The following is a 14,849-nucleotide window of genomic DNA, read 5'->3' as shown; positions in this document are numbered from 1 at the left end:
AGTGCCGACCGGCCCTTTCGCGTGCATTCTGACCACAGGACGGGCAGTCCCCCGGCAGGAGGTACCACGTGAGCACGGACCAGCGGCCACGCGCCAACATGGGAATGTTCCGGACCAAGTCCGTCGAGCAGTCGATCCGCGACACGGAGGAACCGGAGCACGCGCTCCGGAAGTCCCTGTCCGCCTGGGACCTGACGGTGTTCGGCGTCGGCGTCATCATCGGCACCGGCATCTTCGTCCTGACCGGCAAGGTCGCGAAGGAGAACGCCGGGCCGGCCACCGCCCTCGCCTTCGTCGCCGCGGGCATCGTCTGCGCCCTGGCCGCCCTCTGCTACGCCGAGTTCGCCTCGACGGTGCCGGTGGCCGGATCGGCGTACACCTTCGCGTACGCCTCCATCGGCGAGCTGCCCGCCTGGATCATCGGCTGGGACCTCGTCCTGGAGTTCGCCCTCGGTACGGCGGTGGTCGCCGTCGGCTGGTCCGGCTACGTCAGATCCCTGATGGACAACATCGGCTGGCATCTGCCGGCCGCGCTCGAAGGGCCCGACATCCCGGGCGGCACCTTCGACATCCTGGCCTTCCTGCTGGTCCTCGTGCTCACCGTGGTCCTCGTCCTGGGCATGAAGCTCTCCGCCCGGATCACCGCCGTCGTCGTCGCGATCAAGGTGACCGTGGTGATGATCGTGATCGTCGCGGGCCTGTTCTTCATCGTCGGCGACAACTACAAGCCCTTCATCCCGCCGGCCGTCACCCCGCCCGGCGGCGGCTCCGGCTGGAACGAACCGCTGGTCCAGCTGATGTTCGGGTACGAACCGACGAACTTCGGCGTCATGGGCATCTTCACCGCCGCCTCCGTCGTCTTCTTCGCCTTCATCGGCTTCGACGTCGTCGCCACCGCCGCCGAGGAGACCAAGCTGCCGCAGCGGGACATGCCCCGGGGCATCCTCGGCTCGCTCCTCATCTGCACCGTGCTCTACGTGGCCGTCGCCCTGGTCGTCACCGGAATGCAGCACTACACCGAGCTGTCCGTGAGCGCCCCGCTCGCCGATGCCTTCAAAGCCGCCGGACACCCCTTCTACGCGGGCGTGATCAGCTTCGGCGCCGCCATCGGCCTCACCACGGTCTGTCTGATCCTGCTCCTCGGCCAGACCCGGGTGTTCTTCGCGATGAGCCGCGACGGCCTGCTGCCGCGCTTCTTCTCCAAGACGCACCCGCGCTTCAGGACCCCGTACCGGCCCACCATCCTGCTCGGCGCGATCATCGCCGTCGTCGCCGGCTTCACCAGCATCAACGAGCTCGCCACCCTGGTGAACATCGGCACGCTCTTCGCCTTCGTCGTGGTCGCCGTCGGCGTCATGGTGCTCCGCCGCACCCGCCCCGACCTGCCGCGGGCCTTCCGCACCCCCTGGGTGCCCTTCCTGCCGATCCTCTCCATCGCCGCCTCGGTCTGGCTGATGCTCAACCTGCCCGGCGAGACCTGGTTCCGCTTCGCCGTATGGATGGTGATCGGCTTCGTCGTGTACTTCCTGTACGGGCGCGGTCACAGTCGGCTCGGGCGCGCGGGCGGCGAATCCCGGTACTGAGCGGCCGATGCCGAAGGCGCGGAAGGGAGGGTTCGGGAGGGCGACTACAGTCGGCTCGTACCCGAACTCCTTCCGACGACCGGAGTGCTGGATCCCCCCATGGCGAATCGATCCCAGGTCCCCGCTGCCCGCTCCCACGGCGCCACCGCCCCCCAGCTCCAGGGCGCCTGGCTGACCAGAGGAGAGGAGGGCAGGTTCAGCGCGTACCTGCCCCGGGACGGGGAGGTGGTGCGCTGGACCGAGCAGCCGGACGGCAGCTGGAGCGGGCCCGACTCGCTCGGCGGCGACGGACTCACCTCCTTCCTCGCGGTCGGCCAGGGCGCCGACCGGTACGTCCACCTCGTCGGCCTGCGGCCCACCACCGGGGGAGAGGGACACGTCGAGCTGGTCCACAGCGTCCAGTTCCAGACGGGCCGCCCGGCGGCCGCCTGGCGCTCGATCGGCCACTCCAACGGCAAGGGGCCGTGGACGGGCAACCCGTCCGTCGCGGTGGACGCCCAGGGCCGCGCGTACGCCTTCGTGCGGAACGGCGGCGGCGGACTGAGCGTCCGCGCCCAGAAGGACGCCGGCGGCTGGCACCCCTGGTGGGACCTGCACGGCTGGGGCACCGACCCCTCCCCGGTGGCCGTCGTCAACGGCGAGGGGCGCGTCGAGCTCCTCACCGCCACCGACAAGGGCCTGCTGCGCTACGTCCAGGAGGAGCCGGGCGCCCGCCCGGTCCGCCAGGACGTGCTGCCCGCCGAGGTCACCTTCGGCACCCTGACGGCCGTGACCGGCCCCTCCGGGCACGTGACGCTGTTCTACGTCGACAAGGCGGGCAAGGTCCGCGCCTGGTCGCCGGGCCGCTCCCTGGAGCCGACGGCCGTCGGCGACGCGGTCGGCACCGGCCGGCTCGCCGCCACCCGCTGCCTCATCGACGGCTTCGACTGCACGGTCCTCGCCCAGCAGTCCTCCGACGGCCGGCTCGCCCTCGCGGCCTACCCGAGCGAGCGGGAGACCGACGGCATCGCGTGGTCGGAGACCGGGGACGCGCAGGGCGAGCTCGCGACCGTCCTCACCCGGGGCCTCGACGGGCGGCTCGTCGCGATGGCCCTGGTCGGCGGCGTCCAGCTGATCACCACCCGGCAGAAGGCGGCGGCGGAGGGACTCCTCCTGGAGGGCTGGCGCTCCATAGGGTGACCCGCCGCACCCCGTGACGGGGGCGCCCCGCCCCCGTCGCCCCCCGCCCCCCGTGCCTCCCCGGAACACGGGAACGGCCCCGGCACCTGGAGAAGGTGCCGGGGCCGTTCGCGTGCGCCCTGAGGGGTGGTTACGCCGGGACGCTCGCCACGCCCTGCGCGAGGAAGGGCTTGCCGTTGACGCGCTCGGAGACGCCCTCGCGGTCCAGGTACGGCGTGATGCCGCCCAGGTGGAAGGGCCAGCCCGCGCCCGTGATCAGGCAGAGGTCGATGTCCTGCGCCTCGGCGACGACACCCTCCTCCAGCATCAGGCCGATCTCCTGAGCCACCGCGTCCAGGACGCGCTCGCGGACCTGCTCCTCCGTCAGGACGGAGTCGCCCTGGACGAGAAGCGCGGCGACCTCCGGGTCGAGCTCCGGCTTGAAGCCGTTCTCCGCGTTGTAGACGTAGAAGCCGCGCTTGCCGGCCTCGACGACGCGCTTGAGGTTCGGCGAGACGGTGAAGCGCTCCGGGAAGGAGCGGTTCAGGGTCTCGGAGACGTGCAGACCGATCGCCGGGCCGACGAGCTCCAGGAGCACCAGCGGCGACATCGGCAGACCGAGGGGCTCGATGGCCTTCTCGGCCGTCTCGACCGAGGTGCCCTCGTCGATGACGTTCTGGATCTCGCCCATGAAGCGGGTCAGGATGCGGTTCACGACGAACGCCGGGGCGTCCTTCGTCAGGACCGCAGTCTTCTTCAGCTTCTTCGCGACACCGAAGGCGGTGGCGAGCGAGGCGTCGTCCGTCTTCTCGCCGCGGACGATCTCCAGGAGCGGGAGGATCGCGACCGGGTTGAAGAAGTGGAAGCCGACCACGCGCTCCGGGTGCCGGAGCTTGGAGGCCATCTCCGAGACGGACAGCGAGGAGGTGTTGGTGGCGAGGATCGCGTGCGCCGGGGCGACCGCCTCGACCTCCGCGAACACCTGCTGCTTGACGCCCATCTCCTCGAACACGGCCTCGATGATGAAGTCCGCGTCCGCGAAGCCCTCGGCCTTGTCCAGGACACCGGAGACCAGGCCCTTGAGGCGGTTGGCCTTGTCCTGGTTGATGCGGCCCTTGCCGAGCAGCTTCTCGATCTCGCCGTGGACGTAGCCCACGCCCTTGTCGATCCGCTCCTGGTCGATGTCGGTCAGGACGACCGGCACCTCCAGGCGGCGCAGGAAGAGCAGGGCCAGCTGGGAGGCCATCAGACCGGCGCCGACGACACCGACCTTGGTGACCGGGCGGGCCAGCGACTTGTCCGGGGCACCGGCGGGGCGCTTGCCGCGCTTCTGCACCAGGTTGAAGGCGTAGATGCCGGAGCGCAGCTCGCCGCCCATGATCAGGTCCGCGAGGGCCTGGTCCTCGGCGTCGAAGCCCTTCTGCAGGTCGCCGTCCTTGGCGGCCTCGATGATGTCGAGGGCGCGGTAGGCGGCCGGCGCGGCGCCGTGCACCTTGGAGTCGGCGACGAGACGGCCCTTGGCGACGGCCTGGTCCCAGCCCTCGCCGCGGTCGATCTCGGGGCGCTCGACGGTCACGGAGCCGTTCAGGACGGAGGCCGTCCAGATCAGCGACTGCTCCAGGAAGTCGGCGCCCTCGAACAGCGCGTCGGCGATGCCGAGCTCGAAGACCTGCTTGCCCTTGAGCTGGCGGTTCTGGTTCAGCGAGTTCTCGATGATGACCGAGACGGCCTTCTCGGCGCCGATCAGGTTCGGCAGAAGGGCGCAGCCGCCCCAGCCGGGAACCAGACCGAGGAAGACCTCGGGCAGCGAGAACGCCGGGAGGGCCTTGGAGACGGTGCGGTAGGTGCAGTGCAGACCGACCTCGACACCGCCGCCCATGGCCGCGCCGTTGTAGTACGCGAAGGTCGGCACGGCGAGCGCGGAGAGACGCTTGAAGACGTCGTGGCCGCCCTTGCCGATGGCGAGCGCCTCGTCGTGCTTGCGCAGCAGCTCGACGCCCTTGAGGTCGGCGCCGACGGCGAAGATGAACGGCTTGCCGGTGATGCCGACGCCGGTGATCTCACCGTTGGCGGCCTCGGCCTCGACCTGGTCGATCGCCGTGTTCAGGTTGGCGAGCGACTGCGGGCCGAAGGTGGTCGGCTTGGTGTGGTCGAAGCCGTTGTCCAGCGTGATCAGCGCGAACCGGCCCGCACCCGCGGGCAGTTCGAAGTGCCGTACGTGGGCCGAGGTGACGACCTCGTCCGGGAAGAGCTCCGCGGCGCCCTTCAGAAGCTCGGCGGTGGTGCTCACTTGCCCTCCCAGTGGGGGTTTTCCCAGATGACCGTGGCGCCCATGCCGAAGCCGACGCACATCGTGTTGAGGCCGTAGCGGACCTGCGGGTTCTCCTCGAACTGGCGGGCCAGCTGCGTCATCAGACGGACGCCGGAGGAGGCGAGCGGGTGACCGTAGGCGATGGCGCCGCCGTACTGGTTGACGCGGGCGTCGTCGTCGGCGATGCCGTAGTGCTCCAGGAAGGCGAGGACCTGGACCGCGAAGGCCTCGTTGATCTCGAAGAGGTCGATGTCCTCGATGGACAGACCGGCCTTCGCGAGGGCCTTCTCGGTCGCCGGGATCGGGCCGTAGCCCATGACCTCGGGCTCGACGCCGGCGAAGGCGTACGAGACCAGGCGCATCTTCACCGGGAGGTCGTGCTCGCGGGCGAAGTCCTCGGAGGCGATGATCGAGGCGGTGGCGCCGTCGTTGAGACCGGCCGCGTTGCCCGCGGTGACGTTGCCGTGGACGCGGAACGGCGTCTTCAGCCCGGCCAGCGACTCCAGCGTGGTGCCCGGACGCATCGGCTCGTCGGCGGTGACCAGGCCCCAGCCGGTCTCACCGGTGGAGGCGTCGGTGCGGCGGACCGAGATCGGCACCAGGTCCTGCTGGATCTTGCCGTCGGCGTACGCCTTGGCGGCCTTCTCCTGCGAGCGCACGGCGTACTCGTCGGCGCGCTGCTTGGTGATGCTCGGGTAGCGGTCGTGCAGGTTCTCGGCGGTCATGCCCATGAAGAGGGCGGACTCGTCGACCAGCTTCTCGCTGACGAACCGCGGGTTCGGGTCGACGCCCTCGCCCATGGGGTGACGGCCCATGTGCTCGACGCCACCGGCGATCACGGCGTCGTACGCGCCGAAGGCGATCGAACCGGCGACCGAGGTGACGGCGGTGAGCGCACCGGCGCACATGCGGTCGATGGAGTAGCCCGGCACCGACTGCGGCAGCCCGGCGAGGATGCCCGCCGTGCGGCCGAGGGTCAGACCCTGGTCACCGATCTGCGTGGTCGCGGCGATGGCGACCTCGTCGATCTTCGCGGGGTCGAGGCCCGGGTTGCGGCGCAGCAGCTCCCTGATGGCCTTGACGACGAGGTCGTCGGCGCGGGTCTCGTGGTAGATGCCCTTCGGGCCCGCCTTGCCGAACGGGGTGCGGACGCCGTCGACGAAGACGACGTCCCTGACGGTACGAGGCACGATGGCTCTCCTCCAGGGTGCGGGATGGCACTGCTGCGGCACGCACCTAAGCGCGCGCTTGCTCCCCCCATGCTACTTGCGGGTAACCAAGCTGCCCAGTCCCTGGGGGCCAAGCGGCGAAGGTCACATCCGCGAAGGGGTGCGCGAAGGCCCCCGGCGGGAGTGCCGGGGGCCTTTCGTCGAGGGCCCGGGGGCGGTGCTACGCCGTCGCCGTCAGGGCCTTCACCAGGAGCGGGGTCACCAGTTCGACCTGCCAGCGGCGCGCGCCGTGGCCCGCGAGGGCCGCCGCCACGCTGTCCGCGTCGCCCTGGGCCGGCGGTTCCCAGCAGACCCGGCGCACGGTGTCCGGGGTGATCAGGTTCTCCTGCGGCAGGTTCAGCTCCTCCGCGAGGGCCGACACCGCCGCGCGCGCCGCCGAGAGGCGGGCCGCCGCGACCGGGTCCTTGTCCGCCCAGGCGCGCGGCGGGGGCGGGCCCGCCATCTGCGTGCCCGGCTGCGGAAGCTCGCTCTCCGGCAGGGCCCTGGCGCGGTCCACCGCCGCCTGCCACTGCTCCAGCTGACGGCGGCCCATCCGGTGCCCGAAACCGGGCAGTGCGGTGAGCGCGGCCAGGTTCACCGGGACGGCCAGCGCCGCTTCCACGATCGCCGCGTCGCTGAGCACCTTGCCGGGGGAGACGTCACGGCGCTGGGCGACCCGGTCGCGGGCCGTCCACAGCTCCCGTACGACCGCCATCTGGCGACGGCGCCGCACCTTGTGCATCCCGGAGGTGCGCCGCCACGGGTCCTTGCGCGGCGGGGCCGGCGGGGCGGAGGCGATGGCGTCGAACTCCTGGTGGGCCCAGTCCAGCTTGCCCTGGCGGTCGAGCTCCTTCTCCAGCGCGTCGCGCAGGTCGACGAGGAGTTCGACGTCGAGGGCCGCGTACCGCAGCCAGGGCTCGGGCAGCGGACGGGTGGACCAGTCCACGGCGGAGTGGCCCTTCTCCAGGGCGTAGCCGAGGACGGACTCGACCATCGCGCCGAGGCCGACGCGCGGGAAGCCCGCGAGCCGTCCGGCCAGCTCGGTGTCGAACAGCGAGGTCGGGAGCATGCCTATGTCGCGCAGGCACGGGAGGTCCTGGGTCGCGGCGTGCAGGATCCACTCGGTCCCGGCGAGCGCCTCGCCGAGGCCGGAGAGGTCGGGGCAGCCGACCGGGTCGATGAGCGCGGTGCCCGCGCCTTCACGGCGGAGCTGTACGAGGTAGGCGCGCTGTCCGTAGCGGTAGCCGGAGGCGCGCTCGGCGTCCACGGCGACGGGCCCGCGGCCCGCGGCGAAGGCGGCGATCACCTCGGCGAGGGCCTCGTCGGTCTCCACGACGGGCGGAATCCCCTCGCGGGGCTCCAGCAACGGGATCGGAAGCCCATTCGCAGGGACATCGTCGTCCGGGGGGCCGCCCCCGGTGGTGCGCAGTGCTGTGTCTGCTGCGGTCTCTTGGGCGTCGGTCACCTGTCAAGGGTATCGGTGAACGGCAAGCGCCTGTCGACGGAACGTTCCGTCGACAGGCGCGGGCTTCCTTTCGGCTGCCGTCAGTGGATGATCCCGGTCCGCAGGGCGACCGCGACCATGCCGGCGCGGTCCCCGGTGCCCAGCTTGCGGGCGATGCGGGCGAGGTGGCTCTTCACGGTGAGGGCCGAGAGGCCCATGGAGACGCCGATCGCCTTGTTCGACTGGCCCTCCGCGACGAGCCGGAGCACCTCGACCTCACGGCCGGAGAGCTCGCGGTAGCCGCCCGGGTGGCTCGGGGCACCCGGGGGGCGGCGGTGGCCGAGCCGTGCGGCCGCGGCGCCGATGGGGGCGGCGCCGGGCCGGGTGGGGTGGCCGATGTTGGTGCGCGTACCGGTGACGACATAGCCCTTCACGCCGCCCGCGAGGGCGTTGCGCACGGCGCCGATGTCGTCCGCGGCCGAGAGGGCCAGGCCGTTGGGCCAGCCCGCGGCGCGGGTCTCGGACAGCAGCGTGAGACCGCTGCCGTCGGGCAGGTGGACGTCGGCAACGCAGATGTCGCGCGGGTTGCCGACGCGGGGACGTGCCTCCGCGATGGAAGAAGCCTCGATCACGTCGCGTACTCCGAGGGCCCACAGGTGGCGGGTCACGGTGGAGCGGACGCGCGGGTCGGCCACGACGACCATGGCCGTCGGCTTGTTCGGGCGGTAGGCGACCAGGCTTGCGGGCTGCTCGAGGAGAACGGACACCAGGCCTCCTGGGGGGAAGGGTGCGGGACGGAGCCGGCTCGGGGAGGAAGCCGGGGGTGAACCCGTGCTGTGAAGGGGTCATTGACTCCTTCGGCAGATGGGCCGCCCGCCTTTAGGGAAAGATCACGATTTGGTGAGTAACAATTAGGGCAATTCGGACGCGTGATCGATCATCCTACGAGCGGCCCCCGACCCGTCACCCCTGAGGGGGAGTACGGGGGCCGCCGTTCGAACACTCCGAAGAGTGGCCTGATCTCGCCCCTCAGGCCTGCTGCGGGCCCCGTCGCTGGGGCAACGAGACGACCCCCGCGCCCGACACCGTCCCCGCCGCCCCCGGTTCGGCCGGGGCCGGCGGCAGCCCCGCGATCTGACACAGCAGATCGCACCAGGCCGCCAGATGCGCCCCCGTGTCCGGCACCCCGCCCAGACCCTCGCGCGGCGTCCAGGACGCCCGGATCTCGATCTGCGTGGCCGGCCTGCGGTCCGCCAGACCGCCGAAATAGTGCGAGCCCGCCATCGTCACGGTCCCGCTCGCCTCCCCGTACGCCAGCCCCCGGGCCTCCAGCGCCCCGGTCAGCCAGGACCAGCACACCTCGGGCAGCAGCGGGTCCGCCGCCATCTCCGGCTCCAGCTCCGCCCGGACCAGGGTCACCAGCCGGAACGTTCCCTTCCAGGCCTCGTGGCCGTCCGGGTCGTGCAGCAGCACCAGACGGCCGTCCGCCAGATCCTCCTCGCCGTCCACGACGGCCGCCTCCACCGCGTACGCGTAGGGGGCGAGGCGCTGCGGCGGCCTCGTCGGATCGATCTCCATCTCGGGCCGCAGCCTTGCCGAACGCAAGGCCTCCACCGCGCGCCGGAACGCGGGTGGCACCGGGTTCGTCTCCGTACTGTCCGCCGTTTGGTCCGTCCCTCGATTGCCGTCGGAATGATCGGAAAAATGTCCCTGAGCCGCAGCCATGCGGGGAAGAGTAGGCGGAACGGGGCCTCCGCGCAGGGAGGGACACCCGGCCCGGACGAGCGGCTTCCCGCCACATGCGAAGATTCGAGGCGTGAGTGCCATGGACAGCCCGCAGGGCCAGCAGACGAAGCAGCAGTCGCGGACGTACGACTCCGCGTTCCTCAAGGCGTGCCGGCGTGAGCCCGTGCCCCACACCCCCGTCTGGTTCATGCGACAGGCCGGGCGATCCCTCCCCGAGTACCTCAAGGTGCGCGAGGGCATCCCCATGCTCGAATCGTGCATGCGGCCCGAGCTGGTCACCGAGATCACGCTCCAGCCCGTCCGCCGCCACAAGGTCGACGCCGCCATCTACTTCAGCGACATCGTCGTCCCCCTCAAGGCCATCGGCCTCGACCTCGACATCAAGCCCGGCGTCGGCCCGGTCGTCGCCGACCCGATCCGCACCCGCGCCGACCTCGACCGGCTGCGCGACCTGACCCCCGAGGACGTCCACTACGTCACCGAGGCCATCGGGATGCTCACCGAGGAGCTCGGCGACACCCCGCTCATCGGCTTCGCCGGCGCACCCTTCACCCTCGCGAGCTACCTCGTCGAGGGCGGCCCGTCGCGCAGCCACGAGCGCACCAAGGCCATGATGTACGGCGACCCGCAGCTCTGGGCCGACCTGCTCGACCGCCTCGCGGAGATCACCTCGGCCTTCCTCAAGGTCCAGATCGAGGCCGGCGCCTCCGCCGTCCAGCTCTTCGACTCCTGGGTCGGCGCCCTCGCCCCCGCCGACTACCGCCGCTCCGTCATGCCGGCCTCCACGAAGGTCTTCGACGCCGTCGCCGGCTACGGCGTCCCGCGCATCCACTTCGGTGTCGGTACGGGCGAGCTGCTCGGCCTCATGGGCGAGGCCGGCGCGGACGTCGTCGGCGTCGACTGGCGCGTCCCGCTCGACGAGGCCGCCCGCCGCGTCGGCCCCGGCAAGGCACTCCAGGGCAACCTGGACCCGGCCGTGCTGTTCGCCCCGACCGAGGTCGTCGAGGCCAAGACGGACGAGGTGCTGGCCGCCGCGAAGGACCTGGAGGGCCACGTCTTCAACCTGGGCCACGGCGTCATGCCCTCGATGGACCCGGACGCCCTGTCCCGCCTCGTCGAGTACGTGCACACCCGCACGGCCGTCTGACGGTCACCCGATCCGGCCGACGCCTCCGCCCCACCGGGCGGAGGCGTCGTCGCGTCAGCCCCCACGCGGAGGCGTCAGCCCGCCGCCCGGACCGCCGCCGTCGCCTTGCGCGCCGCGATCAGCACCGGGTCCCACACCGGCGAGAACGGCGGCGCGTACCCCAGGTCCAGGGCCGTCATCGCCTCCACCGTCATCCCGGCGGTCAGCGCCACCGCCGCGATGTCCACCCGCTTCGCCGCGCCCTCCCGGCCCACGATCTGCACCCCGAGCAGCCGTCCCGTACGCCGCTCGGCCAGCATCTTCACCGTCATCGGCGCCGCCCCCGGGTAGTAGCCCGCCCGGCTCGTCGACTCCACCGTCACCGTCACGAACCGCAGCCCCACCTCCCGGGCGTCCTTCTCCCGCAGACCGGTCCGCGCGATCTCCAGATCGCACACCTTCGACACCGCCGTCCCCACCACCCCGGGGAAGGTCGCGTAGTCACCGCCGACGTTCGCCCCGATGACCTGGCCGTGCTTGTTCGCATGCGTCCCCAGCGGCACGTACCGGTCCCGGTTCGAGACCAGATCGAGGACCTCCACGCAGTCACCACCCGCCCAGATGCCGTCATGGCCCCGCACCCGCATCGCGAGATCCGTGAGCAGCCCGCCCGACGCCCCGAGCGGCAGACCCGCCGCCCGCGCGAGCGAGGTCTCCGGCACCACGCCCATGCCGAGGACGACCACGTCCGCCGGATACTCGGCCGCGTCCGTCGCCACCGCCCGCACCCGGCCCCCGTCACCGGTCAGGATCTTCGTCACCTCCGCCGACGCGACCGTGGTGATCCCGAGCCCGTCCATCGCCCGGTGCACCAGCCGGCCCATGTCCGGGTCGAGGGTCGCCATCGGCTGCTCGCCCCGGGTCAGCACCGTCACCTCGTAGCCCCGGGCGAGCAGCGCCTCGGCCATCTCCACACCGATGTACCCCGCGCCGACCACCACCGCCCGCCGCCCCGGCGTACCCGCCAGGGAATCGAGCAGCGCCTGCCCGTCGTCGAGGGTCTGCACCCCGTGCACCCCGGGCGCGTCGATCCCCGGCAGCGCCGGGCGCCGGGGCCGGGCCCCGGTGGCGATCACCAGCTTGTCGAAGCCCGTCCACGACTCCGTCCCCGCCTCCAGATCCCGCGCGAGGACCCTCCGGCCCGACACGTCGACGGCCGTGACCTCCGTACGCATCCGCAGGTCGATGTCACGCGCCCGGTGCTCCTCGGGGGAGCGGGCGATCAACTCGCCGCGCGTCGCGACGTCGCCGCCGACCCAGTACGGGATGCCGCAGGCCGAGTACGAGGAGAAATGGCCGCGCTCGAAGGCGACGATCTCCAGCTCCCCGGGCCCCTTGAGCCTGCGTGCCTGTGACGCGGCGGACATCCCCGCCGCGTCCCCACCGATGACCACCAGTCGTTCGCTCATCCCCTTATTTTGGGCTCGTTCGCCTCCGGGGCRCCAAAGCCGGTGGATCGGCCCCGACCGTGCTCGCCTYCTTCGTGCCTCAGGAGGCTCCGCGCGCTCGGGGCCGTTCCACCGGCGCGCCCCTCCGGCTCACTCGCCGGTACCCGGGGACGTCACCGCGCCCGCGGCGTTCCGTTCCGGCGCCGGCCGGCCGGGGCGCTGTACCGGCAGCGGCGCGGGCGGGACGGCGGCCCTGCGGGGAAGGCGGGGGCGGATCACCCGGCGCCACAGGACGAAGGCGATCACGGCGACCGCGAGCCACGGGGCCAGCGCCGCGAGCACGATCACGACCCAGCTCACCGCGCCCACCAGTGCGTCCCAGCCGCCGCCGAGCGCGTCGAGGAAGCCGGGGCGGTCGTCCTCGGGCGCGGCCGCCTGCGGTTCCTTCCGCTTCTCCGTCAGCTCCAGGGTGATCGTCGCCAGCGAGGTCCGGTCCTTCAGCGAGGCCTGCTGGGCGAGCAGCGCCTCCAGGTCCGCCTGGCGGCGGCTCAGCTCACCCTCCAGGGTCACCACGTCGGACAGCCGCTCCGCCCGGTCCATCAGCGCCCGCACCCGCGCGACGCTCGCCCGCTGGGTCGCGATCCGGCTCGTGACGTCCACGACCTCCCCGGTCACGTCCTTCGCGTCCGCCGTGCGGGCCAGCAGCTTCCCCGTACCCGCGAGTTCACCGAGGACGGCGTCGTACCGCTCCTGCGGCACGCGCAGCACGACGCGCGAGGTGACGTACCCCTCGCCGCCCCGCTGCGTCGCCTCGTTCTCGACGTGCCCGCCCGCGCCCGCCGTCGCCGTACGGGCCGCCGCCAGCGCCTTCGTCACGTCGCCGACCTCCACGGACAGCGAGGCGGTACGGATGACGTGCTGCTGCGCGGCCGCCTTCTCCGGGGCCTTCGCCGCGTCCGCCCCCGCGGAGCCGCCGGTCCTGCTCTCCGCCGCCCCGGCCCCGGACCCGTCGGCGGGCCGCGCCGCGCTCAGGTCCCGCGCGCCGTCCGACTTCGCGTCGGTGCCGCTCGCGCCGCAGCCGGTGAGGACCAGCGCGGCCGTCAGCAGGGCCGCGCCGGCCGCCGCCCGTGTACTTGCCTTCGTACGTGCGTTCCGCATCGAGTCCCCCCGGGGTGGTAGGTGTCGCCGGTTCGACGTACGAGCACACCCGACGGGTTGCCCTCCGGCGGTAGCGATGCGGTCACGGTCCGGCCTCGGAACGGGCGCGGGCACGCGCGGCGACCTCCGGGCGGGCGGCCATGGGCGATTTGAGAGAGTGGTCCCATGAACGCGGACACCACGGGACCCCATGTCGTCGTCGCCGGTGGCGGAATCGCCGGCCTCGCCGCCGCCCACCGGCTGGCCCTCGCCGGCCACCGGGTGACCCTCCTCGAAGCGGGCGGCCGGCTCGGCGGCAAACTGCTCGCCGGGGAGATCGCGGGCGCCCCCGTCGACCTCGGCGCCGAGTCGCTGCTCGCCCGCCGCCCCGAGGCCGTGGAACTCGCCCGGACCGTCGGCCTCGGCGACCGTCTCCAGCCCCCGGCCACCACCACCGCGGCCGTCTGGTCCCGCGGCGCGCTCGTCCCCATGCCCAAGGGGCACGTCATGGGCGTCCCCGGCGACGCCCGCGCCGTCGAGGGCCTGCTCTCCGAGGAGGGCCTGCGCCGCATCGGGGAGGACCACGAGCTGCCGCCGACCGAGATCGGCGAGGACATCGCCATCGGCGCGTACGTCGCCGCCCGCATGGGCCACGAGGTCGTCGACCGGCTCGTCGAACCGCTCCTCGGCGGGGTGTACGCCGGTGACGCCTACCGCATCTCCATGCGCGCCGCCGTCCCCGCCCTCTTCGAGGCCGCCCGCTCCCACCCCACGCTCACCGCAGCCGTCCGCGCCGTGCAGCAGGCCGGCGCGACCGTCCCCGCCGACGCGGCGGGCGCCGCCACCGGCCTTGGCGGCTCCGTCTTCCTCGGCATCGACGGCGGCATCGGCACCCTGCCCGGCGCCGTCGCGGACGCGATCCGGGCGGGCGGCGGCGAGATCCTCACCGACGCCCCCGTGACCGCGCTGCGCCGCACCCCCGACGGTGCCTGGCAGGTCGTCAGCGGCGACCGCGTCCTCACCGCCGACGGCGTCGTCCTCGCCACCCCAGCCGGGCCCGCCGCAGCGCTGCTCGCCGAGCACGCGCCCGCCGCCTCCGCCGAACTCGACGCCGTCGCGTACGCGTCCATGGCCCTGGTCACCCTCGCGTTCCGCCGCTCCGACATGCCGGACCTGCCCGGCTCGGGCTTCCTCGTGCCGCCCGTCGACGGCCACACGATCAAGGCCTCCACCTTCTCCTCGCGGAAGTGGCGCTGGGTCACCGACGGCGCCCCCGACCTGTTCGTGCTCCGCACCTCCGTGGGCCGCCACGGCGAGGAGGCACAGGTCCACCGCGAGGACGCCGACCTGGTCGCCGCCTCCCTGAAGGACCTCGCCGCCGCCACCGGACTCGCCGCCCGGCCCGTCGCCACCACGGTCACCCGCTGGATCGACGGCCTGCCGCAGTACCCGGTCGGCCACCTCGCCCGGGTCGCCCGGGTCCGCGAGGCGGTCGCCGCGCTGCCCGGACTGCGGGTCGCGGGAGCCGCGTACGACGGCGTCGGGATCCCGGCCTGCATCGCCTCGGCCCACCGCGCCGCCGACGAGATCGTCCGGGAGCTGGGGGCGCGGGCGGGGGACGAGATCATCGCCACGTCGAAAAGGACCGACCCCGGTGCGGGGCACTCCCTGTGACGGGCGAGAATAGG

The 14,849-nt window shown here is 72.8% G+C and carries 11 protein-coding genes; 4 read left to right on the top strand and 7 right to left on the bottom strand.

Going from position 1 to position 14,849, the window contains the following annotated elements; genetic code table 11:
• The first annotated feature begins 104 nt into the window (after positions 1–104).
• Together ASD33_RS11095 and ASD33_RS11090 are read left to right on the top strand one after the other, a co-directional pair.
• Complete coding sequence (locus ASD33_RS11095) at positions 105–1,583, top strand: amino acid permease (protein WP_056557388.1); 1,479 nt, start codon at positions 105–107, stop codon at positions 1,581–1,583.
• A gap of 99 nt (positions 1,584–1,682) precedes the next feature.
• Positions 1,683–2,762 carry a hypothetical protein gene (locus tag ASD33_RS11090; protein WP_056557386.1) on the top strand — a complete coding sequence of 360 codons (1,080 nt, stop codon included), beginning with the start codon at positions 1,683–1,685 and terminating at the stop codon, positions 2,760–2,762.
• Between the two features lie 130 nt (positions 2,763–2,892).
• On the opposite strand, the gene ASD33_RS11085 is transcribed toward ASD33_RS11090, so the two are convergent.
• The 5 genes from ASD33_RS11085 to ASD33_RS11065 form a co-directional block, all read right to left on the bottom strand.
• Positions 2,893–5,031, bottom strand: a complete 2,139-nt coding sequence (locus ASD33_RS11085; protein WP_056557385.1) for a 3-hydroxyacyl-CoA dehydrogenase NAD-binding domain-containing protein — start codon at positions 5,029–5,031, stop codon at positions 2,893–2,895.
• Complete coding sequence (locus tag ASD33_RS11080; protein WP_056557383.1) at positions 5,028–6,242, bottom strand: acetyl-CoA C-acyltransferase; 1,215 nt, start codon at positions 6,240–6,242, stop codon at positions 5,028–5,030. Before ASD33_RS11080 ends, ASD33_RS11085 begins: the two co-directional genes overlap by 4 nt.
• Positions 6,243–6,441: 199 nt before the next feature.
• Entirely contained in the window at positions 6,442–7,725 is a 1,284-nt protein-coding gene (locus ASD33_RS11075; RefSeq protein WP_056557377.1) for a ribonuclease D, read from the bottom strand.
• Between the two features lie 80 nt (positions 7,726–7,805).
• On the bottom strand, positions 7,806–8,471 hold the full coding sequence (locus ASD33_RS11070; protein WP_015037008.1) for a response regulator transcription factor: 666 nt from the start codon (positions 8,469–8,471) through the stop codon (positions 7,806–7,808).
• A 262-nt stretch (positions 8,472–8,733) separates the two neighbouring features.
• Entirely contained in the window at positions 8,734–9,429 is a 696-nt protein-coding gene (locus ASD33_RS11065) for a DUF3000 domain-containing protein (RefSeq protein ID WP_056557376.1), read from the bottom strand.
• A 100-nt stretch (positions 9,430–9,529) separates the two neighbouring features.
• Here ASD33_RS11065 and hemE point away from each other — a divergent pair, with 100 nt between their 5' ends.
• Positions 9,530–10,597, top strand: coding sequence for a uroporphyrinogen decarboxylase (hemE, locus tag ASD33_RS11060; RefSeq protein WP_242426902.1), 1,068 nt, complete (start codon positions 9,530–9,532; stop codon positions 10,595–10,597).
• A gap of 74 nt (positions 10,598–10,671) precedes the next feature.
• On the opposite strand, the gene ASD33_RS11055 is transcribed toward hemE, so the two are convergent.
• Both ASD33_RS11055 and ASD33_RS11050 read right to left on the bottom strand, forming a co-directional pair.
• Positions 10,672–12,045: an FAD-dependent oxidoreductase gene (locus ASD33_RS11055; protein WP_056557373.1), complete on the bottom strand. Its 1,374-nt coding sequence runs from the start codon at positions 12,043–12,045 to the stop codon at positions 10,672–10,674.
• A gap of 129 nt (positions 12,046–12,174) precedes the next feature.
• Entirely contained in the window at positions 12,175–13,182 is a 1,008-nt protein-coding gene (locus ASD33_RS11050) for a DUF4349 domain-containing protein (RefSeq protein WP_056557371.1), read from the bottom strand.
• A gap of 165 nt (positions 13,183–13,347) precedes the next feature.
• On the opposite strand from ASD33_RS11050, the gene hemG reads away from it, so the two are divergent.
• On the top strand, positions 13,348–14,835 hold the full coding sequence (gene hemG, locus ASD33_RS11045) for a protoporphyrinogen oxidase (protein ID WP_056557367.1): 1,488 nt from the start codon (positions 13,348–13,350) through the stop codon (positions 14,833–14,835).
• The last annotated feature ends 14 nt before the right edge of the window (positions 14,836–14,849 follow it).

It is taken from the genome of Streptomyces sp. Root1304, from assembly GCF_001426405.1.
GTDB lineage: Bacteria > Actinomycetota > Actinomycetes > Streptomycetales > Streptomycetaceae > Streptomyces.
This window is presented reverse-complemented; position numbering and strand designations above follow the sequence as displayed.

Bases quoted from the DNA above. Each gene is read 5' to 3' on its own strand.
- hemG (WP_056557367.1), top strand. From the start codon at position 13,348: ATGAACGCGGACACCACGGGACCCCATGTCGTCGTCGCCGGTGGCGGA.
- ASD33_RS11055 (WP_056557373.1), bottom strand. From the start codon at position 12,045: ATGAGCGAACGACTGGTGGTCATCGGTGGGGACGCGGCGGGGATGTCC.
- ASD33_RS11095 (WP_056557388.1), top strand. From the start codon at position 105: ATGTTCCGGACCAAGTCCGTCGAGCAGTCGATCCGCGACACGGAGGAA.
- ASD33_RS11065 (WP_056557376.1), bottom strand. From the start codon at position 9,429: ATGGCTGCGGCTCAGGGACATTTTTCCGATCATTCCGACGGCAATCGA.
- hemE (WP_242426902.1), top strand. From the start codon at position 9,530: ATGGACAGCCCGCAGGGCCAGCAGACGAAGCAGCAGTCGCGGACGTAC.
- ASD33_RS11050 (WP_056557371.1), bottom strand. From the start codon at position 13,182: ATGCGGAACGCACGTACGAAGGCAAGTACACGGGCGGCGGCCGGCGCG.
- ASD33_RS11090 (WP_056557386.1), top strand. From the start codon at position 1,683: ATGGCGAATCGATCCCAGGTCCCCGCTGCCCGCTCCCACGGCGCCACC.